Below are 23,724 nucleotides of genomic sequence, written 5' to 3'. Positions count from 1 at the left end.
TACTATTACATCCAAGCCTTGCTCTTTTTTGCTCTGGCTGCGTTAGCGAAATCCTCATGTAGCTTTGGCTGTACTCCGGTTTCGCCGCCTTGCCATACCAAAAAATAGCGGCAACTTAATGTAACGATATTTACCGTTTGGCCCACTAGAGCTTAAAATTCGGCGAAAGCGTGTGCCCCTGCCGGTCGTAGAAGTCACGGATGATTTCCAAAACGGCGTCAGCCGTGTCGACGATGGGGATCAGGTCCATGTCCTGCGGGCTGATGGTGGCCTCCTTTTCCGACATGGTCTCGAAGATCCAGTCGCGCAGTCCGCTCCAGTATTCTGTCCCGACCAGGATGACGGGAACCTTATTGATTTTGCGGGTCTGGATGAGGGTGAGGACTTCAAAAAGTTCGTCCATCGTCCCGAAGCCGCCCGGGCAGCAAACGAAGGCCTGGGCGTATTTTACGAACATGACTTTGCGGACGAAGAAGTAGCGAAAATCGATGTTTTTGTCGAGGTCTACGTAAGGATTACTGCTGGTTTCGAAGGGCAGATCGATGTTGAGCCCGATGCTGGCTCCTTTTTCCAGGTGGGCGCCGCGGTTGCCCGCTTCCATAATGCCGGGCCCGCCGCCGGTGATGACGCCGTAGCCCTCGCGGACGAGGAGCTGCCCGATTTCGGTGGCCAGCTGGTAGTACTTGTGGTCGGGCTTGGTCCGGGCCGAGCCGAAGATGGAAACACAGGGGCCTACCCGGTTCATTACCTCGTAGCCTTCCACGAATTCACTGATGACCTTGAACATGGTCCAGCTGTTTTCGCCGGTAAAATTCTGGTGCCAGTGGCGGGGGGCGTGGCGGTTTAGTCCTGCGTGCTCACTCATGCTATTTTTTTTGGGAGGGCAAAGGTAAGCCCGGGGGGGCACATCGCGTACCCTGCGTGCGGGCGGGCGGGCTTAAGTTTGGGTTTCCGGGCCAGCCGGGCCTGTAAAAAAAAAGCGGCTAATTTTTTTTGTCGAGGCAACGCTTGGCGGTCTCACAACGTTCTTTGCAGCGAATATTCGCTAATGGAATCAACGCCCGGCAGCACATTCCCGCCCCTTCGCCGGGCAGTTGCCATTGGCCCCAACCAATCTTTTGTACCCAAATGACCAACTTAACCGCTTACCCGGCCACGGGCTTTGTTACCCGCTCCGCCGACCTGATGACGAACCTCAGCAATGAATTACGCATCCCCGGTGAACGCCTGCACACCTTTACCCGCCTCCAGGACGATCTGTTCCTTGATCAAATGGACGTAAAGCTGCTCATTGCCTCCCTCGAGAGCCGCATGGAGTATTACCTCACCGAAGAGGAAATGGCGCAGATCGAGACCGTGGGAGACATCCAGCACTTTTTCCTCCGCTAGTTATTGTTCGGGCATTTGATTACTGACCAAATGCCCATCCAACCGATTACAATTCGTCGGAGTGGCCGTTGGCCGCCGCACGTTTCATCTCGAAGTCAAACTGGTAGCTCTGGTAGGTGCTGCGCAGGTGCAGTGTGCTGTCCGTCAGCTCCCGGACATTGTAGGTCAGCGGTAAACTGACGCCAGCGGTGACCAGTTCGGTACCCGTGAATTCGTAGGTGCCAGGGCTTTCGTTGCCCATCAGATTGGTTTCAAAGGTACCGTCGGGCCGGAAGGTAAAAGTCAGGTCTTCGAGCATCCCCGTTTCGAGGTTGTTGCGCAGGGCACGGGAAAGTTCCCAGTGCCCTTCAATGGTTGCGGCCGCCTCGGGGTTGACATCACCACCGCAGGAGGCCAAAAATAAACTGGTGAAGCACAGGGCAAGAGGAAAGCGCATGAGTGTGGATTGGTCCTACAAAAATTGGTTGGCAGTCGGCAAGTAAACGATCGGCTGATCCGGTGTTCAGCCGCAGTGTCGTTCCCGTTGGCAACGCATTTGCGGCGGACAAAGTTAGCAATTGTCGGTACTTTTCGTATGCGGCCAGCGCGCGTCCGTTCCGCTTATCTTCCTTACTCCTCCACTGCCGCGCGGCGTAGCCGGTCGTTGATTGCGCGGCCTAGCCCCCGTTCGGGCACCAAGACGGCGGCGGCCCGCAGGTAGTCTTGCTTGGCTACTTGGCGCAGGACGGAAAAGAGCTGCTGGGCCGCTTCCTCCAGACTTCCCGTGGGGGAAAGATCATAAAAGTCCAGGTGGCGATTTTCGTCGCGGCGGTAGTGCGTTCCGCCCATTCCAAAGCCAATTACGGCGCTGTCGGGAGGCAACTCATCCACTTGCTTCAGGTCGGCCCAAAGGTCCAACGGCACGCCCGGAGAATAATGGCGGCTGAGCATGCCCGGCGCCGTAGGGTGGCTGCTGCTGTGGGTATTGATCGCCAGGGGGTGGCCCAGGAGTTGTTCCAGGCTTTCTACGGGCAGGCCTCCTTTGCGGTACACCGTGGGGACGCCCTCCGGGAAGCCGACGATGGTACTTTCCAGGCCGATCTGGCAGGGACCGCCGTCGAGAATCAGGTCGATGCGGTCGCCGAGTTGGTCGGCTACGTGCTGGGCGGTAGTGGGGCTCACGTAGCCAAAGGGGTTGGCGCTGGGGGCGGCCAGGGGGAAATCGAGCAGCTCCAGCAACTGCCGCGCCACGGGGTGTTGCGGAACCCGTACGGCTACCGTCTCCAGGCCCGCCGATACCAAGTCGGGCACCACGGCTTGTTTGTTGAGCACCAGGGTCAGCGGCCCGGGCCAACAGTGGGCAGCGAGTTGCGCGGCCGCAGGTGAAGGGGCCGTTGTAAAAGCAAAGATCCGCTCGGCGCTGGACTGGTGCAGGATCAGCGGATCGAAGCTGGGGCGGTTCTTGGCCGCAAAAATCTTGGCGACCGCCGCTTCGTTCAGGGCATTGCCGGCCAGGCCGTAGACCGTTTCCGTCGGGATGGCCACCAGGCCTCCGGCGCGGAGCACTTCGGCGGCAGCAGCAATGTCGGTAGTAATCGGGGCGGGCAAAGCGATGGGGTGTGGCGTCGCCAAAAGCGGCGGACGCGCCGCAAAAGTCCGGATTTTTTGCGATATTTTGGTGCAGTCGCTCCGCGTTGCAACTTGTCTTTGCACCGCGCGTTTTCCCTGATTGCCCAGTGGTGAGTTAGCCGCCGGACACCCATTTTGCCCCAACTCGAATTTACGCCAGTGCTTACTTTTTTTCTCGCCACCCTCGGCTCCCTCTTTTCGGTGGTCAATCCCCTCGGCGCCGTCCCGATGTATCTCACCCTCACTTCCCACATGCCGGCTACCAACCGGGCGGTGATGGCGCGCAAGACCTCCCTGTGGTTTTCCGTCATCCTGATTACCTTCTTCTTTGCCGGCTCTTTCATCCTCGATTTCTTTGGCATCAGCCTCAACGCATTGCGTATTGCCGGCGGACTCATCATCGTCAACAGCGGCTTCGGTTTGCTCAATAACCAGTTCGAAAAACGGCGCATGAGCCCGGAAATGACTGACGAGGTGCAGCACAACGAAGACATCAGTTTTACGCCCATGGCCATGCCGATGCTTTCCGGTCCGGGCAGTATTTCGCTCCTCATCGGCCTGTTCGCCGCCCAGAGCGAATGGGTGAGCCGCGGCCTCATTGTGGCGGTGATCCTGACCATGGCCCTCCTCATCTGGGTGGTGCTGCAGTTTGCCCCCGTACTGTTCCGCCTGCTGGGGCGTACGGGCCTTTCCGCCCTGAGCCGCATCATGGGCTTCCTGGTAATGAGCATCGGCATTGAAATGCTGATTTCCGGCCTGGTCAGTCTCGTCCAGGGGCTTCTGTAATTTCGGCGGATGGATGGAGAAAGCTGCGGCAAATGAATTAAATTTAGGCCATTCTGTAAACCTAAGTTTCGTCTCTCCATGATCACAACACTGCTTCTGCTCAGCTTCCTTTCCTGCAACACCCCCGCATCCGCCCACGCCTCAAAGTTGCCCGTAGCGGAACTGGGGCGGCAGGCCAACGCTGCGCCACACTCCGAGTTGTCCGACTCCTCTTCCCTCACCCCCGCCGAACGGGCCTTCGTGGACAGCGAAATGGCCCGGCTGGCCCAGGAAGAGAAAGACCGTCCAACACCCCAGGCCGTCATCGATCTGCTGCTCCAGGGCAAGCTCTATGACCTGACCCTGCCCAACGCTGTAAACCCCCTCGCTCCGTTTGGCGATGGCCTCCACAACCCGGATTTTGTCTACCAAAACCTGCTGCTCAGCGCCCCGGGCCTGGAAAAAGGCGATAGCCTCACCATCTCGGTAATGGTCACGAACAAGGGTGGCGCGCCGGGCCAACACTCCGTCCTGCTGTTCAGCAGGGAGGAAAATGCGGACCCTAAAGCCAGTGCCCCCCGCCTGCGCAGTTTCCAACCGGTAGGCCTCGCCGCCGGGGAAAGCAAAGTGATCAGTTTCACCATCTCTCCCCAGGACCTCGCCTCCCGCGGGCCCAACGAGCAATGGATCACCAAGCCGGGGGATTATGAACTGGCCATTGGGCCCCTTTCCGTCGGTTTCAGTTATTACGAAGATTGATGGGGCGCGGGCGCAGGATGCAGGGGAAGTCTTATAGGAGAAAGCTTAGGCTGGCAGCCGATACTTGCCGCTAAGCCTGTAAAAGTCGCCCGGCGCTTATATCTTTGCCCCTTACCCCAAATACAGCACCCCATGGCGGCAGCCACCGAAGTAAAAGTAGACGTTACCGTAGCCCAAAACCTGGGCCTGACGGCGGAGGAATACCAGCGCATTGTTGACCTGATGGGCCGGGTCCCCAACTTCAATGAGCTCAGCATTTTTTCGGTCATGTGGTCCGAGCACTGCTCCTACAAGAACTCGATCACCTGGCTTAAGACCCTGCCGCGCGACGGCGAAAAGCTGCTCGTAGGTGCCGGCGAAGAGAATGCGGGCCTGGTAGACATCGGCGATGGACTGGCCTGTGCCTTCAAAATTGAAAGCCACAACCACCCCAGCGCCATCGAGCCTTACCAGGGCGCGGCCACCGGCGTAGGAGGCATCCACCGCGATATTTTCACCATGGGCGCCCGTCCCATTGCCTCGCTCAACAGCCTCCGTTTCGGAGATCCCTCGCTGCGGCACACCAAACACCTGGTCGCTGGTGTAGTAAAAGGTATTGGCGACTACGGCAACTGCTTCGGCGTGCCCGTGGTAGGTGGAGAGGTTTTCTTCCACCCCAGCTACAACCAAAACATCCTGGTCAATGCCATGTCCGTCGGCATCGTCCGCCACGGAGAGACGATCAGTGCCGTAGCCGATGGCCCGGGCAACCCCGTTTTCATCGTCGGCTCTGCTACGGGCAAAGACGGCATCCACGGCGCTACTTTTTCTTCGGCCGACCTCACCGAAGACAGCGCTGAAGACCTGCCAGCCGTCCAGGTGGGCGACCCCTTCCAGGAAAAACTCCTGCTGGAAGCCAGCCTGGAAGTCATCAAAACCGGTGCCGTTGTCGGTATGCAGGATATGGGCGCGGCGGGCATCACCTGCTCTACCTCCGAAATGTCCGCCAAGTCGGGCACGGGAATGCGCATCGACCTCGATAAGGTCCCGACCCGCCAGGCCAACATGGCACCGTGGGAAATCCTCCTGAGTGAAAGCCAGGAACGCATGCTCATCGTCGGTAAGAAAGGACGCGAAGCCGATTTGCTGGCCGTCTTCGAAAAGTGGGACCTGGAATGCGCCCAGATCGGCGAAGTGACCGACACCGGCCGCCTGGAATTCTACGCAGGGGGCAAGTTGGTGGCCGACGTCCCTTCCGAACCCCTCGTGCTCGGCGGCGGAGCCCCCGTCTACGAACGGGAATACAGCCGACCCGCCTACCTCGATAAGGTGGAGGCCTTCCGGACGGAAAACGTACCCGTCCCCCACGACCTCAAAGCCGCCGCCCGCACTACCTTCCTGAGCCCTAACCTGGTGTCAAAAGCCTGGGTGACCGATCAGTACGACGGTACCGTGCGCACCAACAGCATGTCGGAAAACCGGCCTTCCGATGCGGCGCTCGTCCGGATCAAAGGCACGAAAAAAGCCCTGGTGGTGACTACCGACTGCAACGCGACCTACGTCTACGCCGACCCCTACCGCGGGACGATGATTGCCGTAGCGGAAGCGGCCCGCAACATCGTCTGTTCCGGCGGCGAGCCGGTGGCGATTACCAACTGCCTCAACTTCGGCAATCCTTACAATAAGGAAGCCTACTACCAGTTCGTCCACGCCATCAAAGGGATGGGCGATGCCTGCCGCGCTTTCAATACGCCGGTAACCGGGGGCAACGTCAGTTTCTATAACCAATCCCAGTTTGAGGGCGGCCGGGTAGAGCCGGTATACCCAACCCCCACCATCGGCATGCTGGGCATCCTCGACAACGTCAAGTTCCGGATGACGCTCGACTTCAAAGACCAGAACGACGTCATTTACCTGCTCGGCGACAGCCACGACGACATTGCCTCCAGCGAGTACCTGCGGCGGGTCCACGGCATTGAGCACAGCCCGGTGCCCTTCTTCGACCTGAAAAAAGAGCAGGAACTCCACGCTGCCGTCGCCGGCCTCATCCGCAAGGAGTTGATTAAGTCGGCGCACGACGTTTCCGATGGGGGCTTGTTCCAGAGCCTGACCGAGTCGGCCATGGCGGGCGGCCACGGTTTCCGGATCGATACCAGCGCGGCCTTCCGCAAAGACGCCTTCTTGTTCGGCGAGGCCCAGGGTAGGGTAGTGGTGACGGCCGACGAAGCCCGCACCTCCCAGCTTGAAGACTTCCTGCGGGAATCCGGCGTGGGCTTTACCGTCCTGGGCCGCGTGGAAGGGGATGACCTGACCGTTGACGGCGAAAACTGGGGCGAACTGGCGGAGTGGATGGTGATGCACGAACTTACCCTTGGGGCTGTCCTTGAAGAATAAATTGGCCCGGGTACGGCCTTACCCTGCTCCTTACGACCTTCCCTTGCACCTGCGACCGCGCCACTTTTGAAGGAGCGTGGAAAATACGAAACTACAAGTGTCGTTTAAAAGTGAATGTGTGTATATTTGCGGGGTGCGTACAACAAACTACGGTCCTGACACCTTTTCTGAATTCAAATAATTTCCCCATGAAATTCTTGCAATACTTTACTGGACTGCTGCTGGCGGCGGTCTTTTTTGCCTGCAACGGCGGAACGGAAGGCACCCTCATTAAAGGAGAACTGGCCGGCGGGGCCAACTTGCAGGTCAACCTCGATAAAGTGGCCATTAACGGTTCGAACGAAGTACTGGCCAGCGCGGCGATCGGGCCGGATGGCAGCTTTGCCCTCGGCTTTGTAGAAGGGCTGGATCCCGGTGTTTATCAACTCCGGGTAGGCGCGCAAAAAGGCCTCATTGTACTAGAAAAAGGCGATGGGGTAGTGGAAGTAAAAGGCAATCTGGCCAGCTTTGGCGAGTACGACTTTACCGTGGAAGGCTCAGAGGCTTCGGCCGAAATGGTGGCCGCCATGCAGCGTTTGCGGCAGGGCACCATGACGATTGAAGAGCTCCAGTCAATCGTGGAGGGCACCAAAAACCCCCAGACGGGCGCTTTTATCGCCTTCAACGCCCTGCTGCGGGCCGGTGCGGCCGGTTTGCCCGTCCACAAAGCTGCCGTTGCGCGCCTGGATGCGAACGACCCCATGAAAGCGACCTACGCCAATTTCATCAGCAGCATGGAACAGCAGTTGGCCATGCAGCAGAGCCAGGAACTCATCCAGGTGGGCCAACCCGCGCCCGACATTACGATGTCGAGCCCCGATGGCAAGCAGTATTCCCTTTCTGACCTCAAAGGACAGGTTGTCCTGCTCGACTTTTGGGCCAGCTGGTGTGGTCCTTGCCGCCGTGAAAATCCCCACGTGGTGGAAGTGTACAACAAGTACAAAAAGGACGGATTTACCATCTTCAGCGTCAGCCTCGACGGCATTGACACCCGCCGCGCCCAGGGCATGAGCCCGCAGGACATCGCCGCCGCCAACGAAGACCAAAAACGCCGCTGGGTGGACGCCATTGCGGCAGACAAACTCTCCTGGCCCTACCACGTCAGTGAACTGACCAAGTGGGACAGCTCTGCGGGCCGGACCTACGGCGTAACTGGTATTCCCAAGACTTTCCTCATCGACCGGGAGGGCAAAATTGCAGCGGTGGGCTTACGCGGCGCTGCGGCGATTGAGCAGGCGCTGAAGGAGCACATTTAGCATTGGAAGGTCGGCTTTCAGCCTCCTTTTTGAACCACTAAGGGCACGAAGAGGAACTAAGAGACACCAGCGGAAGCTTGGTGTCTCTTAGTTTTTTATCCCGACTTATTCCAAAACTTAGTGATCTAAGCTAGTTCCTCGGGGGGCGTTTAGGGATGTAGATTACAACTGAGTAGTAGGGTGCAAGCTAGTTTCGAGGTAAAACGATCATTTGGTAGAGCATTCTTCTTGGTTTGTCGCTTGGATTTTAGCAAAAGCTAAGCCACGAGTAACTTAGTTGTAAACTACGCTAGATGATAAAGTTGCTGAGGAAAGTGCCCGACTATTGCTATGTGCTCATCTTCACCACCGCGGGTATTGTCCGTGGGCTGTCAATGATGGAAGGCAATTCGACCCGAACTTGGTTTTGTTTGGATGCCGGATGTACCGTGGTACAGGGACAAACACTGATTGTTTTGTCTGTGGCGAGCTTACTGGTAGCTACATTCATCAGCATGTACAGAACGGTATTTCGTTGGCGACATCGGCGCGCCAAATGATGGCTTTGCGCATGATGAAGACAGAATGTTAGCTAAGTGGCTAAGCTCCCATCCCATACTTAGTCCCTCTTCGTGTCTTTAGTGGTTCGAAAACAAGAGCGAAGCTCAAATACTCCTTGGTCCCTCTTCGTGCCCTTAGTGGTTCAACAACCAAGTGTAGCGCCCAAAAACTTAGTGAACTTAGTGGTTCAAAAAAAGAGCGAAGCTCCCAAAAGCTTAGTGCTCTTAGTGAACTTAGTGGTTCAAAAAAAGAGCGAAGCTCCCAAAAGCTTAGTGTACTTAGTGAACTTAGTGGTTCAAAAAAAGAGCGAAGCTCCAGGACTTAGTGAACTTAGTAGTTCAAAAAAGAGCGAAGCTCAAAAAAACACTAATTAACCCGCAATCTCCGCGTCGTAATAATCCGCCCCCGCGCATTACGGATACTGTAGAGGTAGGTTCCACCCGGGAGGTGGCTGACGTCCAGGCGCAGGCGCGTTTGGTTACCCACCGGGGAAAAAGACCGCTCGGCTACCGTACGGCCCAGCATATTGAGTAGGGTGAGGGCATACTGCCCCTGGGGCAGTCCATCCACCTGGATAGTTGCCCAGTCGGCCGCAGGGTTGGGGAAGACATTAACCGTGACGCGGAGCAGCCCGGGTGCGCTGGTGGACGTCCGGGTATCCGGCCGCCGGTACATCATGTCTTCCACTGCTCCGCTGACGGTGTTGGTGACCACCTCGGCGATGGGCTCTTTATGCTCGTTACTCCAGAAAAAGTAGGTCGTGGTGCTGGGTTGTTGCCCTACGAAGGGAGCCAGCGTGGGGCTGGTAGCAATCACCAGGTTGGTGATGTCGATGAAGGGCAAGGGGTTGGTTTTCACCTCCAGGCGAATGAAGATGCTTTCTACTCTTTTTTCCCGCAATACATCGAAGACATCGGAACCCAGGGTGAGGGAACCGTAGGCATCGGCCACATCGGCGCGGGTCGAAATGGTGGTGATGCGAACGGAGTCGACGTTGTCCAGCAAATCGCCCACCAAAACGAGGGCCTCGGCGGGCAGGCTATCGGGAGAGAAAACGGCGCTGTTTTCCGTCACGGTAGAGAAGTTGTCGCCAAAGTTCAGCGGTGCCCGGCGCGTGGGACGGGCGGGCAATACTGCGGTGGAAAAGGCGAAGTCGGGCAAAATGGCGAGTCGGCTGTTGATGCCCACCAGGTCAAAAGACGTGGCATTGACGCGGTAGTAGCTCTCCGTAAAAACGTTGGTCTGGATTTTCAGGTCCGCCTCAGGAAACAGATCACTGGCAGTGACGGCCAGGACTGGAATGGAGGTCGTAAAATTAGGCACCGGCGTACCGAAGTTCCACTCCAGGTTGGCTCCGCCGGCGGTTTGCAAGTCCAAAGAAGCGGCGTAAGCGCTATCGGCATCGACGATGTGGAGGGTATCCCCAACGGCCGGGAAATAGGCATTGGATAACTGCACCTGGGCCACCAAACCAAAGGACCACAGGAATAGGGCAAGCGTAGGTAGGTATTTTACCATAACAAATTCAAAGCTGTTTTCAGAGTCCGGCCCCAGGCAAGTAAAATGCTTTCCCGCTGGTGTGCCGAGACCACAAGGTAAGGCTTCCCCCCGGTGTAGGCCGCGCTTTGGGGATTAATTAACGTTCCCATTACGTCAATTCCCCGGAATATTGTCGGAGCCACTGCCGTCGGGTAGGCAACGAAGCTTTTCGCTGCTATTCAGATGCCTGGATCGCAATGGCTTTAAGTTCGGTGGTTTGGAAGTAGGGAGTCGTCCTCTACCGAACTACCCAACTACCCAACTCCCGATCTACTGCATAGGGCGGGTTCCTGCGCGGTGCGCTACCTTTGCTGTAACTGAAAAGATTCGATAACCATGCAGTCCTCTCCCACCACCACCGCCGCTACGGCCGCCGATTTCATTGCCTTGGAAGACCGCTACGGCGCGCACAACTATCATCCGCTCCCCGTGGTGCTCAGCGAAGGGCGGGGTTGTTACGTGTGGGACGTGGAAGGCAAGCAGTACTTTGATTTCCTCAGCGCCTACTCGGCCGTCAACCAGGGGCATTGCCACCCCCGGATCATCGATGCGCTGGTCCGGCAGAGCCAACAGCTGACCCTGACCAGCCGTGCGTTTTACAACGACCAGCTCGGCCCCTACGAGCAATACCTGTGCGAATACTTCGGCTTCGGGAAGGTACTGGCCATGAACACCGGTGCGGAAGGCGTAGAAACGGCCATCAAGCTCTGCCGCAAGTGGGGCTACGAAAAGAAGGGCATCCCCACCAACCAGGCCCGCATCATCGTGTGCGGCCAAAACTTCCACGGTCGCACCACCACCATCATCTCCTTCAGTTCCGACCCCGGGGCAAAGGGCAATTTCGGGCCCTACACCCCCGGTTTTGTCAGTGTGCCCTACGCCGATCTGCCCGCACTCCAGGCTGCCCTGGCCGACGATCCGGCGACCATCGCCGGGGTGCTCGTGGAACCGATCCAGGGCGAGGCGGGTGTTTTTGTGCCGGCGGATGATTACCTGCGCGGCGTGGCCGAGGCTTGCCGGAAACATAATGTCTTGTTCATCGCCGACGAAATCCAGACGGGGGTGGCCCGCACCGGGGCGCTGCTGCGGGTGTGCGGCGATTGCAGCTGCGAAAAGCAGTGCGAACGGCAGCCGCAGACTTACGTGCGGCCCGACATTCTCATCCTCGGCAAAGCCCTCAGTGGCGGCACTTATCCCGTCTCCGCCGTGCTGGCCGACGACCACATCATGGAAGTCATCAAACCCGGGCAACACGGCTCCACCTTCGGCGGCAACCCCGTGGCCTGTGCCGTGGCCCGCGCGGCGCTGGAAGTGGTTAAAGACGAAGGCCTCATCCAGAATGCCCGGCACCTGGGCCATATTTTCCGCGCCAAAATGCAGGAATTGGTCGATGCACACCCCCAGTTGCTTACGCTCGTGCGGGGCAAGGGCCTGCTCAATGCCCTGGTCATCAACGACTCGCCGGAGAGCAAAACCGCCTGGAATTTTTGCCTGGCCCTCGCCGAAAATGGCCTCCTGGCCAAACCCACCCACGGCAACATCATCCGTTTCGCCCCGCCGCTGGTCATCACCGAACGGCAGTTGCTGGAGGCCTGCGCCATCATCGCCGGGGTGGTGGAGCGCTTCGAGCGCTAGTCGTTCCGAATCATTGGCCTTCCTTGGGCGCGGACGCAGGTGCCGGGTGAAAGACCAGGGCAATGCCTGCTTCCATGCCCTTTCCGCAATCCGGAAAAGGAAATCAGAGTAGGCAAAGCCGGGAAAAGGGCGTATTTTTGTCGCCCCAAAATATACCATAATGAGAGTTGCCGTTGTAGGCGCCACCGGTTTGGTGGGTGGCGTGATGTTTGAAGTGCTGAAAGAGCACCGCTTCCCCATCACTGAGTTGCTTCCGGTGGCTTCGGCACGTTCCGTCGGCAAGCTGATTACCTACGAAGGCAAGGAATACCCCGTAGTGAGTATGGAAGAAGCCATCGCGCGCCGTCCTGACGTAGCGATCTTCTCCGCCGGCGGCAGCACCAGCCTCGAATGGGCTCCCCGTTTTGCGGAAGTTGGTTGCGTCGTGATCGACAATTCCAGCGCCTGGCGCATGCACCCCGATAAAAAACTGGTGGTGCCCGAAGTGAACGCTGCGGGACTGACGGAACAAGACCTCATCATTGCCAACCCCAACTGTTCGACCATCCAGATGGTACTGGCCCTGGCCCCGCTGCACAAGGCTTTTGGCATCAAGCGCCTGGTCATTTCCACCTACCAGTCGTTCACCGGCACGGGCGTTCCCGCCGTACAGCAGTACGAGGCCGAAAAGCGCGGGGAGGATACGGCAGGCACCGACCGGCCCTACCATTACCCCATCTTCGAGAACTGTATTCCGCAGTGCGACGTTTTCCTGGACAATGCCTACACCAAAGAAGAAATGAAGCTCGTCCACGAAACCCGTAAAATCCTGGGCGACGACAGCATTGCCATTACCGCTACGGCCGTGCGGGTACCCGTACACGGCGGCCACAGTGAGAGTGTCAACGTAGAATTTCACCGCCCCTACACCGTTGAAGAGGTGCGCTCCCTGCTCGAAGCTACGCCGGGCATCATTGTTCAAGACGACATCAAGAACCACGTCTACCCGATGCCGCTGCTGGCCAAGCACCGGGACGAAGTCTTTGTGGGCCGCATCCGCCGGGACGAATCCATCGAAAATGGCCTCAACCTGTGGATCGTGGCCGATAACCTGCGTAAGGGCGCCGCTACCAATGCCGTCCAGATCGCCGAGTACCTGGCCGAGAAAAAAATGATTGGCAACCGGGTGGAAGCCTAGGGCCTGAACACACGTATACCGACTTTACCGTACACCGCCGCGACCGGGTCTTTCTCCATCACCCGCCCCCGGCTTTAAGCTAACTGAGATGAGAAACCGAATTGCCGTCTGGGGGCGCGATGCCCAGGAAAAACGCGTACTGATCACGATCGAGCTGCAAGTGAGCGACAACATCGTTCGCATCCAGACTTACCCTGAAAAGGACGTTACCGACGAGATCTACCAGTTGTTCATGGACAAATGGCGCAAGGAAGAGGACGTAGAACTGCCCGAGCCCGACCGCGTCATCGCCCGCGAACTGAGCGTCACCGAAGGCTTGCTGCCCGATGACCTGCGGGCCGAGCAAACGGACATGATCCTGCGCGCGCAAACCGAGTGGCACTTTCACGTACTGAGTGACAAGCTGGCCCAGTCTTATAAAGCCGAACTGGCCGAAATTGAAGACCGTATTGACCGCGCCACCCAGTATTCTTCCGACCTCTGGAACCAAGCCAAATCCTTTTGGCAAAAAGTGCAGCGGCAACTGGAAGACAAAACCCTCCTGCGTGAGCAAGGCAACGACATCCGCAAGCAAGTGGACGTCACCTTCGAGAAGCTCAAGGTCATGCGGGATGCGCTGAACGAAAAGTACAAAGCCGAATCTGAAAAGCACGTTGCCAGGTTTGGCGAGATGCTTACCGAGGCGGAAAAGTCGATCAGTGAAGGTACCCACCTGAATAAGGTCTTCAACGACCTGCGGGAAATCCAGCGGAAGTTTCACAACGTGAAATTCACCAAAGAAGACCGTGACGCCATCTACACCCGCATCGACGCAGCTTTCAAAGCCGTCAAGGAAGTGCGCAGTGGCGGCAGCAGCGGAAGCGCAGGCGAAGGTGGCAAAGGCGGCGGCGGTGCCGTAGGTCGTTCCGAAAGCCGTCTGCAGGGCTTGCTCAAGGCCATGGACCGCATGAAAAGCGGGATTGGCCGGGATGAGGAAGACCTCAAATTTGAGCGCAAGCGGATCGAAAAGTCGGAGGGACAATTGGAAAAGCAAATTCGCCAGGCCAAAGTCCTCATGATCGAAAGCCGCATTGCCAGCAAGCAGGCCAAGCTCGACGACATGGAAAAGACCAAGGCCATGCTCGAAGATAAGATCGTCAAAGACAACGAACGCGCGGCAAAGGACGCCAAAAAAGCCGCTGAACGCGCTGCCGCTGAGGCTGCCAAAGCAAAAATTGCCGCCGAAATTTCCAGCCGGGAAGTTTCCGCCGAAGAAGCCGCCAAGCTCGAAGCCGCTGCCGCCGCCATCGTGGAAGGCAAGCAGAAGAGCAAAGAGGAGCCCGCCAGCCCCGCCCCCGCCGCAACGGTGGAGTCCGGCGCTGCCGTTGCCAGCATGGTGGCCTTCAGCGAAGTCGTTGCCAGCCCCGCAACCGAAGCCGCCAAGGATAGCACCTTTGCCGAGCAGGCGGGCGATACCATCGCTGCGGCCATCACCGGGGTAGGCGCTGCCGCCCAGGCCGTCACCCGGGAGGGAGGTTTACTGGACCGCGCCGGAGACTTCCTGGCCGAGGCCTTCGAGGACGTTTCGGAGGCGCTCGAGGACGTAACGGACACCGCCAAAGCCGTTGCCCACGTTGCCGCCGAGAAGTTCAACCACGCCGCCGATCGGGTAGAAGACACCGTCGAAGAGGTCGTTGAGGACGTAAAAGAGAAATTTTCGGGCGAAGAAGAGTAATTTTAGGGCTGAAAATTTTCACTTTTCAGTCTGCAAATAATTCATTATCAGGTTTTTAGTTGAATCGAAGGCTGGAAGTTCGTTCACAATACTAGGAATCTGTCTTTTGCCCGGCTGCGGTCTTGCCGCACTTTTGTATTGTCCGGAGGGGGAATGCCCCCTGACAAGGACCCAACAAGTTAAAATTCTGAGATTACGATTGTCTTTGTGAATCTTCGCGTTCCGGCCGCTTTCATCCCTTCAGGCCGGAACGCGAAATCACTTTTACGGCAGCTGCTCAGTGACAAGATATATGTTCATGGGATTATTGAAAGCCGAGTACCGATTGAGGTGCTCGGCTTTTTTAATGGGGTAAATGGGCGTATTGCTGACCTCTTTACCCAGGCAGTGCGCCCTGCCGGGGCCGTTCCATTCCCTCCGGTCAAAGCTCCAACAGCATGTAGATTTCGTCCATTCCTACCCCTTCGTTGCGGGAAGCGCCGGGTTCGCGGCCAAACTCGACGAAGCCGGCGGCAGTATACAAGGCCCGGGCGGCACTGGCGTGGTGGGATACCGTCAGGATGATCCGCTCCAGCCCCTCCATGGCCCGGGCGCGGCGGATGGTTTCGGTGAGGAGTTGCCTGGCGGCTTGCTGTCCGCGGGCTGCGGGACTTACGTACACGCCCCATACCAGAGCCCGGTGGCGCCGCTTCAGTTTCTCGTAGCGGGTAAGGCCGATGACGCCTGCCAGCTCCGGCTTCTGACGGCCCTCCGTCAGGAAATACCCGAGGACAAACTGGCCGTCGGTTTCCAGGATTTTGGGCAGCCATTCTTCGGCGCTTACTTCGTGGCCCGGGTCATAGTCCCAGGAAAGTGGATCGGTGGCAAAGGATTGGCGGCGGAGGGCGATGAATGCGTTGAGATCGGCGGGGCCCAGGGAGCGGATCATAGCGGGGTTTGTGGTTGGCTGGCTCCACATCTGAAGGCAAAGAAAGGACGGTGGGGGGAATAGTGCAGGGTTTTTTCCTTCCCTTGCTCCTAAGTCCCAACTGCGGCACCTGCGGCCGCGCCCAGCGGGCAATACGGCGCAGGAAAAAGCCGTGCTAGGTGCGCGATTTTTCCTGTGCCAGGGCCAGCAACCAGCTTCGGTCGGTCAGCGGCTGGGTGTGGGTGATGAGGTCTATGATCTTACCGGTTTTGCCGGGTTCGGTACGGAGTAAGCGGCTGAGCAACTGGCAGAAGTTGAGGTAGGTTTTTTTGAGGTTGCGCGAGATTTGTTTGTTGCGTTGAAGGAAGATGGTGAAGGAGGCCAGCAAGGAGAGCAGGGCCTCCTCCGCGTCCGTTTCGTAGTAGATTTTGGCCAGTAAGACCCGCGCGCCGAGGTAGTAGCCAAGGTCAGAAAACGCCACCCGATTGAGGTATTCCTGGGCTTTTTCTTTTTCATTGGTACAGTAGAGCAGCTCAGCGTAGTTGTAGTTGTGGGCATTTTCCCGGAAACTTTCGGGCAGCAAATCGGTGTACTTGCTGATGAATTCCCGGGCTTCGGCGTACTGCTGGAGGCGGAGGGTGAGTTTGACGAGGTTGGTGTAAGTCCAGGGAGAAACCTGCCCATCCTGGAGCAGCAGGCCCGAATCGATGCCGCGGTGGTAGAGGTCGATGGCCTCCTTGACGTAGGCTTCCTGGCCGGCGCGGATCTTGCGTGCGCAGTAATTGATGGCGAAAAGCAGGGGCTCGGCAAGGGATTCTGCGAGGCCCTTGCCGACGAGTTGGAGCAAACGGGATTTGAGTTCGCGAAAGTGCTGTTCCTGCTCCTCTTCCTGCAGCGCGCGAAAGATGGTCAGATAGAGCCCGATCATGGGTTCTTCGACCAGCGTACTGCCTTCCAGATGGTCCAGCCAGGCCTGGGAAAGGCCGATGCGGTAGTTTGCTTCCAGGATATTCTGCCGGTCGAGCATCGAGCAAGCGTAGCGCAGGCGGCGGAAGTAGTAGAAACGGTCGAGATCGTCGGTGGCGAGCTGGATGTTATTGTCCTGTTTTCTGGCTTTGGTGCGGACGTAATGTTGGTCGAGCAGGTCTGCGTAATCGGAGCGCACGAGGTAGAAGTCGTCTTTTTCATCCGGTGCCGGCAGTAGCCGCTCGTTGAAGGAGCGCTGGGTTGCAGCGAGGTGCTTTTCCAGGTGGCGTTCGGAAAAGACTTCGAGGGCAGTGAGTTGCTGGCGGTCGGTTTGTTGCTCCAGTTGCTGGAAGACCAAAAAGCGTTCGGTGAGTTTATTGAGGCGGCTGAGCGCGTAGTTGAGTTGCTTGCGGTCGAAGGGCTGGTCGGGCCAGAGGGCCTGGAAGAGGGTTTCGGCTTTGGGAAGTCCGGCGGCGGAATCGGCAAAGTAGGGGTGGAGCAGGGTAAAGAGCCGGGGAGAGACCTTTTCCTGGGTGAAGTAAGGCGATTGGAGGAAAAAATACAGTTTTTCCCACTCTCCCGGGTCCAGCGTTTTCAGTATTTGCAGCAGTTTGGTGGAGTTCATTGGAGCTTTGGTACGGCAAAAAATATAAACATATTAAGATAAGTAACAATTTAAAAATGTAAATTGCTGATTGACAGCTGATTGAATATTATAAAAAATTCATTAGTATTCTATTCAGGGTTTTTCATGCTGGCAATCTACGAAAAGTGTAATTGTGAAAGCCCTTTTGGGGCTTCATCTTTGCCTTATCAAATGATCAACCAAAGAAAATTCCTTATGTCTCGAGTCGTGCTCTTTCTGCTGTTGTGCGTACTTGGCCACGCTTCGCTGTCTGCGCAGCCGGTTTGGCCGGGGGATGTAAACAACAATGGCGTAGTGAACGGGGTGGACTTACTCTACTGGGGTTTTGCCTTCGGAGCGAATGGCCCGGCCCGCCCGACGATGTCGGTAGCCTGGGCACCCCAAACCCCCGGTGCACCCTGGGCGCAGTCTTTTCCCACGGGCCCGAACTATGCCTTTGCGGACTGCGACGGCAACGGTGTGGTTGATGAAGAAGACTACAACGATGCCATTGACGAAAATTTTGGCCTCACGCAGGGAACGCTCCTGCCCGACGGATTTGCCAACGCCCGCCCTGGTGCGGGTCCACGCCTCCGGATGGTGCCCAGTGCCACCTTGGTTCCCTTAGGGGCAATGGTCGACATTGACCTGTTTCTGGACGAAAGCGAAACGGGCCCGAACGATTTCTACGGCCTGGCCCTGAAGATGAGCTACACAACGGGCTTGCTGATGGATGATGATGGTCCGGACTTCGATTTCGAGGAAAACAGTTGGTTGGAGGCTGGGGACGACAATGCCCAGGAACTGTTTGTGGACGGAGACGGCAGCGGCGCGGCAGAGCTGGCCTTTACGCGTACCAACCAAACGTCCGTGCCCATTGAGGCTGGTGCCATTGGTCAGTTTCGGGTCATTGTGGAAGACATTATCGTTGGTTTGGAAGTAGATACTTTCGTGATCCAGATTGACAGTGTGTATTTGGTGGGGGCGGATTTTTCGACGGTAGCGACGGTGCCCGATACCGTGCGGATCATCGTGGCCCGCGATACCTCCAAGCTTACCTCCTCCGCTGGCTACCTTTCGCCCCGGCAGTTGGAAGCCGGGATCCAGGTGTACCCCAACCCGACCGACGCGGGTTTCCGGCTGAACACACCCTTTGCGGTACAACAACTTACCCTCACCGACGCGCTGGGCCGGCAGTGGCCACTGTTGCCGCCGCACGACCGGCAGTGGGTGCCCCTTCCCCCTGATTTGCCCACCGGCCTTTACTACCTGCGGCTGCGCACGGCGCAGGGCGACTGCCAGAAGAAACTCATCATCACCCGCTAAACGCGGGACTTTTCACCCAAAAAAATAAGGTCTGTTGCTGGCATCCACGCGGTGCCCGGGGAAACGCATCCCCAGACCCAAGCAAATTTTAACCGTAAACCAACCAAAGCGAATTACCATGAAGAAGCTATTTTATTTGTCCATGCTGCTCTTCAGCATCCTCCTTTCCTCCGGCTGTGAGCTGCTCAGCGATGACGACTTTGAGGTAACCAGCGTCGATCCCTCGACGCTGCCCCCCACGGCTGCGAGTTTCATCCAGTCCAACTTCCCCAATCACCTGATCCGCCGCCGCGGTGACGAAGACCTTTGTGACAACACCCGTGTCCTGAAGGTCGAACTGGAAGATGGTCCCGGCCCCGACATCGACCTCTACTTCTCCCTTTCCGGAGACTACCTGTTCTCTTCTACCGACCTCCGCCTGGAGGAACTTCCCGCAGCCGTGCGCAATACCATCGATAGCGCCTTTTCCGCCTACTCCATCGATACCCGGAAAATTGACCGTTATGAATTCCCCGACGGCACCATCCAGTACAAAGTGGAATTGGTAGACAGCAGCGGCGAAGACGACGATCTCGTTTTAGCCCCCGACGGCACCATCATTTGCTGGGAACGGAACTTCCCCGACGACAACGGCGGTGGCAACGGTGGTGGCAACGGCGGCGGTGGCAACGGCGGTGGCGATACCAGCGGCGTCGTGACCCTGCCCGACAGCATTCGCGCCTTCATCAACGGCCAGTACGCAGGCTACCGCATTGATAAAGCTGAGCGTGACGACCTTTGCAATGACCGTTACTTCTACAAAGTGGAATTAGAGGACGGCCCCGGTCCCGACATCAATCTCTACTTCAGCCTGACCTGGGTATTCCAGTTTTCCAGTACCGATATCTCCACCTCCGCACTACCGGCTTCCGTTACCGCGGCCATCACCGCAAATTTCCCGAACTACCAGATCATTCCGGGCAAGACCGAGCGACTGAATTACCCCAGCGGGGTAGTCGAATACTACGTTGAAATCGAAACTGCTGGCAGCCGGGACCGCGACCTGATCTACGCCGCCGACGGCACCCTGCTTTGCGATGATCGCAGCGGCAATGGTGGCGGCGATGACAATGGCGGCGGCAACGGTGGCGGCGATGACAACGGAGGCGGCAACGGTGGCGGTGATGACAACGGCGGCGGCAATGGCGGCACGACAGGCTTGCCCGACAGCATCCGCACCTTCATCGGCAGCCAGTATGCCGGGTACCGCATTGACAACTTCCACCGCGAAGACCTTTGCGACGACCAGTACTTCTTTAAGGTGGAACTGGAAGATGGTCCTGGCCGCGACATCGATCTCTACTTCAGCCTGAACTGGGAATTCCGCTTCACCGCTACGGAAATTTCCCTTTCCGAACTACCCGCCGCCGTAATCAATGCCCTGGCCAACGACTTCCCCGGTGCCGTCATTGACCGCGATGATATCGAGCGCCTGAACTTCCCCGACGGGTCGGTACAGTACTACTTTGAGGTGGAAGTAAACGATGATGACGACTACGACCTCATCTACACTGCCGCAGGTGTACTCTTCTGCTCCGACCGCAGCTAACGAACAGACGATCTCCCCGCTACTGTTCACTACCTCGTAAATGTGTTTTTTGGAATCTATCGTTTTTGCGCCCCGCTGTAGCCCATACAGTGGGGCGCTTTTATTTGCTCATGGAGTTGCATGGAGTTGCTTGGAGTTTGCCAAGGTATTGTCGCGGCTTTAGCCCGACCTACCTTTGTGCCCATGGAGTTGCCTGGAGTTGGATATAGAGTTGCAGGGAGTGTTTGGACCGCCAAGGTATTGTCGCGGCTTTAGCCCGACCCCAAGACCAAAGGTCCTTTTTCCGAGGGTTGCCGACCCCGGGTACGATTTACACCTCGTACGGCAAAAGTTGTCTCGGAGGAAAAACCGCTGTGAAGCAATCCATGTGTCAGAAGCATAACCCTTTCCCGCAAAACCTTCAGCAGTTCCGGTGCTCCTCCGATGTGTACCCCGCACCTGACCTTAGTCAGTGCGGGGGCTCATCGGGGGTGTCACCGGAACTGCGGGGCTCACCAGACCAGTACTCACTCCCGCCGCCAGAGGGCGTCTTGCCAGTGCGTATGGCCACCGAGGCGAAACTTAGCGGGAATGATGGCTCCAGCTTTTTCGTTGATTTCCAGCCGGCAGAAAAAGGCGAGGTGGGGAGCGGTGCGGGTAAAGTCGAACGCTGGCGCAGACTGGCTGACGGTGCTTTCCAAACTCAGTAAGCGGAGCGGCGGTGTATTCAGACTTGCCTGGCTCCTAAGACTTATTCCGGCACCTGCGGCCGCGCCCCAAAAAGACATAAAGCCGTTCGAAAGCACTGGATCGGCCACCGGCTGCACCCGCAACTGCCCCGGCAAAGCCGCAACAGTGCAGCACAACAACAGCAGTATGCCCACGCGCAGCCCCGCCATCAGCGCTTGTTTTTGTTGTTCTTGTAGTCGCGGAAAACGAAGTCGCCCAGGCCCTGCAGACCACTGTAGTAGGCCTTACCGCCGTTGGTTTCGGTGAAGGTCTGGACGAACTGTACCAACCAGGGATCGCGCGCGATCATGAAGGTCGTTACCGGGATGGAGAGCTTGCGCAGCCGCCCGGCGAGGTTGAGGGTGCGGTTGACGATGGTGCGGTCCAGCCCCGCGCTGTTTTTGATGTAGCGGTTGCCGCGCTTGATGCAGGTTGGCTTGCCGTCGGTGATCATGAAGATCTGCTTGTTGGGGTTGCGGCGGCGGCGGAGGATGTCCATGGCCAGTTCGAGGCCAGCGACGGTGTTGGTGTGGTAGGGGCCGACCTGGAGGTAGGGCAGGTCTTTGATCTGCACGGGCCAGGCGTCGTTACCGAAGACGATGATGTCGAGCGTGTCTTTCGGGAAGCGGGTGGTGATGTACTCGCTCAGGGCCATGGCCACCTTTTTGGCGGGGGTGATGCGGTCTTCGCCGTAGAGGATCATGGAGTGGCTGATGTCGATCATCAGCACGGTGCTCATCTGGGCCTGGTAGTGGGTTTCGTACACCTCGAGGTCGTCGTGCTGAAGACGAAACTCGTCGATGCCGTGGTTGATCTGGGCGTTGCGCAAGGATTCCGAGACGGCCAGTTTATCGAGGGCGTCGCCGAATTCGAAGGGGCGGCGTTCGCTGGTACGTTCGTCGCCCCGGCCGCTGTAGCGGGTACTGTGGTCGCCGCGGGTCGACTTTTTAATGTCGCCGAAGATGTCTTTGAGGGCCTTGTGGCGGAGTTCGCCCTCCATTTTGGCGGTGGGTACGTAGGGTGGGGCACCGGGGCCGTCGCCGGGTTTGATGAAGTTTTTGTCGATCAGTTCCTGGATGAAGTCGCCCAGGGAGTAGTCGTCGCTGGTCAGTTCGTACTGCTTATCGAGCTGGGTAAGCCACTGGAGGGCTTCCTGGACGTTGCCGGAAGTATGCGTGAGCAATTCCTGGAAGAGTTTCAGGAGTTTGTCGAATTCACTTTCGTCTCCTTCGCCGGGAAAATAGTGTCGGAAGCGCCAGCCGATCATAGGTTCTTGGGTCTTGTGTTGGGAGAACGGTTGGAGGGGCTTTTGGGTTTTGAGGAGTGGGGTATTCCCCCGGAGATGGAGGTTAAGGGAGAATCTAAAAGCGAAGCAGGACAGACTCCACTTATCTAAACCGACTTAACCCCTCGTTATACTTGCCAACGATTAGAGTTACCCCATCTTTAGGTACAACGGCAGCGATAGCCTCCGTGATTTGCAGCAAAATATTCATCTCTCTCAACCACATCATATAACTGAAATAGCCATCGAAAAAATTGAGAGCGGGAAAATCATCCTCGATCGAATAATCGAAAAACCCGAAGGGCTGGAGATCAAGAGGGCCAATATCACCATACTTAGTCAGCTCTTTGCCCTTAAGATAAATACCATAGTCTGTTTCCGGATCGTCCGTATCAAATTGCCAGAGATCAATGTGCATTTGTGGCATTTCATCATACATGAGACATACCACATCAATTTTTTCGGTACCGAAGCGATCAAAGTGATGGAGGAACTCCTGGATGAATAGGTCAAGAGTACCTGGAGCTACCCGAGGCTTACCCGCCAAAAGTTCCCCTCTCCATTTTTCCAAGACTTCAATTCCCTCTACATCCTGAAGTAAGATCAAAAAATTACGCTTCAATTCTTCCGGCCAACCTGAATCTGCATCCAGATAAACATTTCGTTCGTCAGCGAACTCATCAATCTCGCCCTGAATAGCTTCTCTGATTGAGGAGGTAGTCAAAACCTGACGGGCTTCTTGTAGCTGATCGAAAAAGAGCGGTAATTCAGAGACTTTCATCGTGTAAATCTAAAATCATTCTAGGTAAGAACCATGAATTTTCGCCTTTCTCCAACTCAGCCTAACTCAGCGCGAGAAGAAACCCTTAGAGCATCGCTACTACCCATTCTTCTCCTGGCTGCTCCGCAAGCTCACACTCGACCCCTCTTTCCGCCAGCGCCGCCCCCGTACTCGGCCCAATCGCCAGCACCCTTGCGCCCGGGGCCAGCGGCTGATGATCCAGGTAGGCGGCCACGTTGAGCGGACTGGTAAAGATGTAGACGTCGGCCAAAATCGGCTCCGTCTGGGCCACCGCCACGTTGTCGTAGCAGACCGCATCGAGTACCGTTGCGGTGTCCTGGATGGCCCGCTGGACGGTCTGGCGCGACTGCCGGGCCCGGGGAAAGAAAACCCGCTGCCCCCGGCAATGGTCCTGAAAAGCGCTGGCCACTGCTTCGGGGTTTCCTTCGCCCACAAAGTCGGGCGTCAGGCCCCGTGCGACCAGGGCGGCGGCGGTACCGGGGCCGAGGGCAGCCAGCCGGGGCCGGGGCGTAGGCAGGGCTGCTGCGCTGAACTGCACCGCCCGCGAGCTGTAGAAAAACCACCAGTCGGCCGCCTCTGGAGCCGCAAAAGGCAGCGCCGCAAAGCGCAGCAAACTACGGGCCAGCAGGGTAGCGCCGCGCTGCTCCGCCCAGGCCAGCAAAGGACTCGTTGCTGCCACAGCGCGGGAAATGAATACCGTCATACGCGGGTTTTTTCCCTGAC

The 23,724-nt window shown here is 57.5% G+C and carries 20 protein-coding genes; 10 read left to right on the top strand and 10 right to left on the bottom strand.

Annotation, left to right across the window (positions count from 1 at the left end; all coding sequences use genetic code 11):
* Positions 1–145: 145 nt before the first annotated feature.
* Positions 146–865, bottom strand: coding sequence for an LOG family protein (locus H9S92_RS05140; RefSeq protein WP_187465637.1), 720 nt, complete (start codon positions 863–865; stop codon positions 146–148).
* A gap of 263 nt (positions 866–1,128) precedes the next feature.
* Here H9S92_RS05140 and H9S92_RS05135 point away from each other — a divergent pair, with 263 nt between their 5' ends.
* Positions 1,129–1,389, top strand: coding sequence for an acyl carrier protein (locus H9S92_RS05135; protein ID WP_187465636.1), 261 nt, complete (start codon positions 1,129–1,131; stop codon positions 1,387–1,389).
* Between the two features lie 46 nt (positions 1,390–1,435).
* Here the strand turns inward: H9S92_RS05135 and H9S92_RS05130 are convergent, their stop codons facing one another.
* Positions 1,436–1,825 carry a hypothetical protein gene (locus tag H9S92_RS05130; RefSeq protein WP_187465635.1) on the bottom strand — a complete coding sequence of 130 codons (390 nt, stop codon included), beginning with the start codon at positions 1,823–1,825 and terminating at the stop codon, positions 1,436–1,438.
* Between the two features lie 173 nt (positions 1,826–1,998).
* The gene (locus H9S92_RS05125; RefSeq protein ID WP_290283631.1) at positions 1,999–3,081 is read right to left on the bottom strand and encodes an L-threonylcarbamoyladenylate synthase; all 1,083 of its coding nucleotides are present in this window, start codon (positions 3,079–3,081) and stop codon (positions 1,999–2,001) included.
* Positions 3,082–3,156: 75 nt separating this feature from the next.
* Between H9S92_RS05125 and H9S92_RS05120 the strand changes: the two genes are divergently transcribed.
* The 4 genes from H9S92_RS05120 to H9S92_RS05105 all read left to right on the top strand — a co-directional run bounded on the left by H9S92_RS05120 (position 3,157) and on the right by H9S92_RS05105 (position 8,189).
* Complete coding sequence (locus H9S92_RS05120; protein WP_187465634.1) at positions 3,157–3,783, top strand: MarC family protein; 627 nt, start codon at positions 3,157–3,159, stop codon at positions 3,781–3,783.
* A 78-nt stretch (positions 3,784–3,861) separates the two neighbouring features.
* Positions 3,862–4,521, top strand: coding sequence for a fibronectin type III-like domain-contianing protein (locus H9S92_RS05115; protein ID WP_187465633.1), 660 nt, complete (start codon positions 3,862–3,864; stop codon positions 4,519–4,521).
* A 132-nt stretch (positions 4,522–4,653) separates the two neighbouring features.
* Complete coding sequence (purL, locus tag H9S92_RS05110; protein WP_187465632.1) at positions 4,654–6,894, top strand: phosphoribosylformylglycinamidine synthase subunit PurL; 2,241 nt, start codon at positions 4,654–4,656, stop codon at positions 6,892–6,894.
* A gap of 188 nt (positions 6,895–7,082) precedes the next feature.
* The gene (locus tag H9S92_RS05105) at positions 7,083–8,189 is read left to right on the top strand and encodes a TlpA family protein disulfide reductase (protein ID WP_187465631.1); all 1,107 of its coding nucleotides are present in this window, start codon (positions 7,083–7,085) and stop codon (positions 8,187–8,189) included.
* A 906-nt stretch (positions 8,190–9,095) separates the two neighbouring features.
* Here the strand turns inward: H9S92_RS05105 and H9S92_RS05100 are convergent.
* A complete protein-coding gene (locus H9S92_RS05100) occupies positions 9,096–10,247 on the bottom strand; it encodes a T9SS type A sorting domain-containing protein (protein WP_187465630.1) in 1,152 nt (383 codons plus the stop codon).
* 357 nt (positions 10,248–10,604) lie between these two features.
* Between H9S92_RS05100 and rocD the strand changes: the two genes are divergently transcribed.
* The 3 genes from rocD (at position 10,605) to H9S92_RS05085 (ending at position 14,794) form a co-directional block, all read left to right on the top strand.
* The gene (gene rocD / locus H9S92_RS05095; protein ID WP_187465629.1) at positions 10,605–11,903 is read left to right on the top strand and encodes an ornithine--oxo-acid transaminase; all 1,299 of its coding nucleotides are present in this window, start codon (positions 10,605–10,607) and stop codon (positions 11,901–11,903) included.
* 160 nt (positions 11,904–12,063) lie between these two features.
* Entirely contained in the window at positions 12,064–13,080 is a 1,017-nt protein-coding gene (locus H9S92_RS05090) for an aspartate-semialdehyde dehydrogenase (protein WP_187465628.1), read from the top strand.
* An 88-nt stretch (positions 13,081–13,168) separates the two neighbouring features.
* On the top strand, positions 13,169–14,794 hold the full coding sequence (locus tag H9S92_RS05085) for a hypothetical protein (protein WP_187465627.1): 1,626 nt from the start codon (positions 13,169–13,171) through the stop codon (positions 14,792–14,794).
* Positions 14,795–15,215: 421 nt separating this feature from the next.
* Here H9S92_RS05085 and H9S92_RS05080 read toward each other — a convergent pair whose 3' ends face one another.
* The gene (locus H9S92_RS05080) at positions 15,216–15,722 is read right to left on the bottom strand and encodes a GNAT family N-acetyltransferase (protein ID WP_187465626.1); all 507 of its coding nucleotides are present in this window, start codon (positions 15,720–15,722) and stop codon (positions 15,216–15,218) included.
* 154 nt (positions 15,723–15,876) lie between these two features.
* On the bottom strand, positions 15,877–17,292 hold the full coding sequence (locus H9S92_RS05075; protein WP_187465625.1) for a tetratricopeptide repeat protein: 1,416 nt from the start codon (positions 17,290–17,292) through the stop codon (positions 15,877–15,879).
* A gap of 216 nt (positions 17,293–17,508) precedes the next feature.
* Here H9S92_RS05075 and H9S92_RS05070 point away from each other — a divergent pair, with 216 nt between their 5' ends.
* Entirely contained in the window at positions 17,509–18,618 is a 1,110-nt protein-coding gene (locus tag H9S92_RS05070) for a T9SS type A sorting domain-containing protein (protein WP_187465624.1), read from the top strand.
* 118 nt (positions 18,619–18,736) lie between these two features.
* Positions 18,737–20,206 (top strand): PepSY-like domain-containing protein, encoded by a 1,470-nt coding sequence (locus H9S92_RS05065; RefSeq protein ID WP_187465623.1) that lies wholly within the window; start codon positions 18,737–18,739, stop codon positions 20,204–20,206.
* A 506-nt stretch (positions 20,207–20,712) separates the two neighbouring features.
* On the opposite strand, the gene H9S92_RS05060 is transcribed toward H9S92_RS05065, so the two are convergent.
* The 4 genes from H9S92_RS05060 to H9S92_RS05045 all read right to left on the bottom strand — a co-directional run bounded on the left by H9S92_RS05060 (position 20,713) and on the right by H9S92_RS05045 (position 23,704).
* Positions 20,713–21,084 (bottom strand): hypothetical protein, encoded by a 372-nt coding sequence (locus tag H9S92_RS05060; RefSeq protein WP_187465622.1) that lies wholly within the window; start codon positions 21,082–21,084, stop codon positions 20,713–20,715.
* Entirely contained in the window at positions 21,084–22,181 is a 1,098-nt protein-coding gene (locus H9S92_RS05055) for a vWA domain-containing protein (RefSeq protein ID WP_187465621.1), read from the bottom strand. Before H9S92_RS05055 ends, H9S92_RS05060 begins: the two co-directional genes overlap by 1 nt.
* Before the next feature lie 121 nt (positions 22,182–22,302).
* On the bottom strand, positions 22,303–22,980 hold the full coding sequence (locus H9S92_RS05050; RefSeq protein ID WP_187465620.1) for a hypothetical protein: 678 nt from the start codon (positions 22,978–22,980) through the stop codon (positions 22,303–22,305).
* Positions 22,981–23,065: 85 nt separating this feature from the next.
* Positions 23,066–23,704, bottom strand: coding sequence for a uroporphyrinogen-III synthase (locus H9S92_RS05045; RefSeq protein WP_187465619.1), 639 nt, complete (start codon positions 23,702–23,704; stop codon positions 23,066–23,068).
* Between the last annotated feature and the right edge of the window lie 20 nt (positions 23,705–23,724).

This window comes from Neolewinella lacunae (assembly GCF_014349155.1).
GTDB classification, from domain to species: domain Bacteria; phylum Bacteroidota; class Bacteroidia; order Chitinophagales; family Saprospiraceae; genus Neolewinella; species Neolewinella lacunae.
This window is presented reverse-complemented; position numbering and strand designations above follow the sequence as displayed.

Bases quoted from the DNA above. Each gene is read 5' to 3' on its own strand.
- H9S92_RS05060 (WP_187465622.1), bottom strand. From the start codon at position 21,084: ATGGCGGGGCTGCGCGTGGGCATACTGCTGTTGTTGTGCTGCACTGTT.
- H9S92_RS05140 (WP_187465637.1), bottom strand. From the start codon at position 865: ATGAGTGAGCACGCAGGACTAAACCGCCACGCCCCCCGCCACTGGCAC.
- H9S92_RS05050 (WP_187465620.1), bottom strand. From the start codon at position 22,980: ATGAAAGTCTCTGAATTACCGCTCTTTTTCGATCAGCTACAAGAAGCC.
- H9S92_RS05070 (WP_187465624.1), top strand. From the start codon at position 17,509: ATGTCTCGAGTCGTGCTCTTTCTGCTGTTGTGCGTACTTGGCCACGCT.
- purL (WP_187465632.1), top strand. From the start codon at position 4,654: ATGGCGGCAGCCACCGAAGTAAAAGTAGACGTTACCGTAGCCCAAAAC.
- rocD (WP_187465629.1), top strand. From the start codon at position 10,605: ATGCAGTCCTCTCCCACCACCACCGCCGCTACGGCCGCCGATTTCATT.
- H9S92_RS05105 (WP_187465631.1), top strand. From the start codon at position 7,083: ATGAAATTCTTGCAATACTTTACTGGACTGCTGCTGGCGGCGGTCTTT.
- H9S92_RS05065 (WP_187465623.1), top strand. From the start codon at position 18,737: ATGAAGAAGCTATTTTATTTGTCCATGCTGCTCTTCAGCATCCTCCTT.
- H9S92_RS05090 (WP_187465628.1), top strand. From the start codon at position 12,064: ATGAGAGTTGCCGTTGTAGGCGCCACCGGTTTGGTGGGTGGCGTGATG.
- H9S92_RS05045 (WP_187465619.1), bottom strand. From the start codon at position 23,704: ATGACGGTATTCATTTCCCGCGCTGTGGCAGCAACGAGTCCTTTGCTG.
- H9S92_RS05080 (WP_187465626.1), bottom strand. From the start codon at position 15,722: ATGATCCGCTCCCTGGGCCCCGCCGATCTCAACGCATTCATCGCCCTC.
- H9S92_RS05130 (WP_187465635.1), bottom strand. From the start codon at position 1,825: ATGCGCTTTCCTCTTGCCCTGTGCTTCACCAGTTTATTTTTGGCCTCC.
- H9S92_RS05055 (WP_187465621.1), bottom strand. From the start codon at position 22,181: ATGATCGGCTGGCGCTTCCGACACTATTTTCCCGGCGAAGGAGACGAA.
- H9S92_RS05115 (WP_187465633.1), top strand. From the start codon at position 3,862: ATGATCACAACACTGCTTCTGCTCAGCTTCCTTTCCTGCAACACCCCC.
- H9S92_RS05085 (WP_187465627.1), top strand. From the start codon at position 13,169: ATGAGAAACCGAATTGCCGTCTGGGGGCGCGATGCCCAGGAAAAACGC.
- H9S92_RS05100 (WP_187465630.1), bottom strand. From the start codon at position 10,247: ATGGTAAAATACCTACCTACGCTTGCCCTATTCCTGTGGTCCTTTGGT.
- H9S92_RS05075 (WP_187465625.1), bottom strand. From the start codon at position 17,292: ATGAACTCCACCAAACTGCTGCAAATACTGAAAACGCTGGACCCGGGA.
- H9S92_RS05135 (WP_187465636.1), top strand. From the start codon at position 1,129: ATGACCAACTTAACCGCTTACCCGGCCACGGGCTTTGTTACCCGCTCC.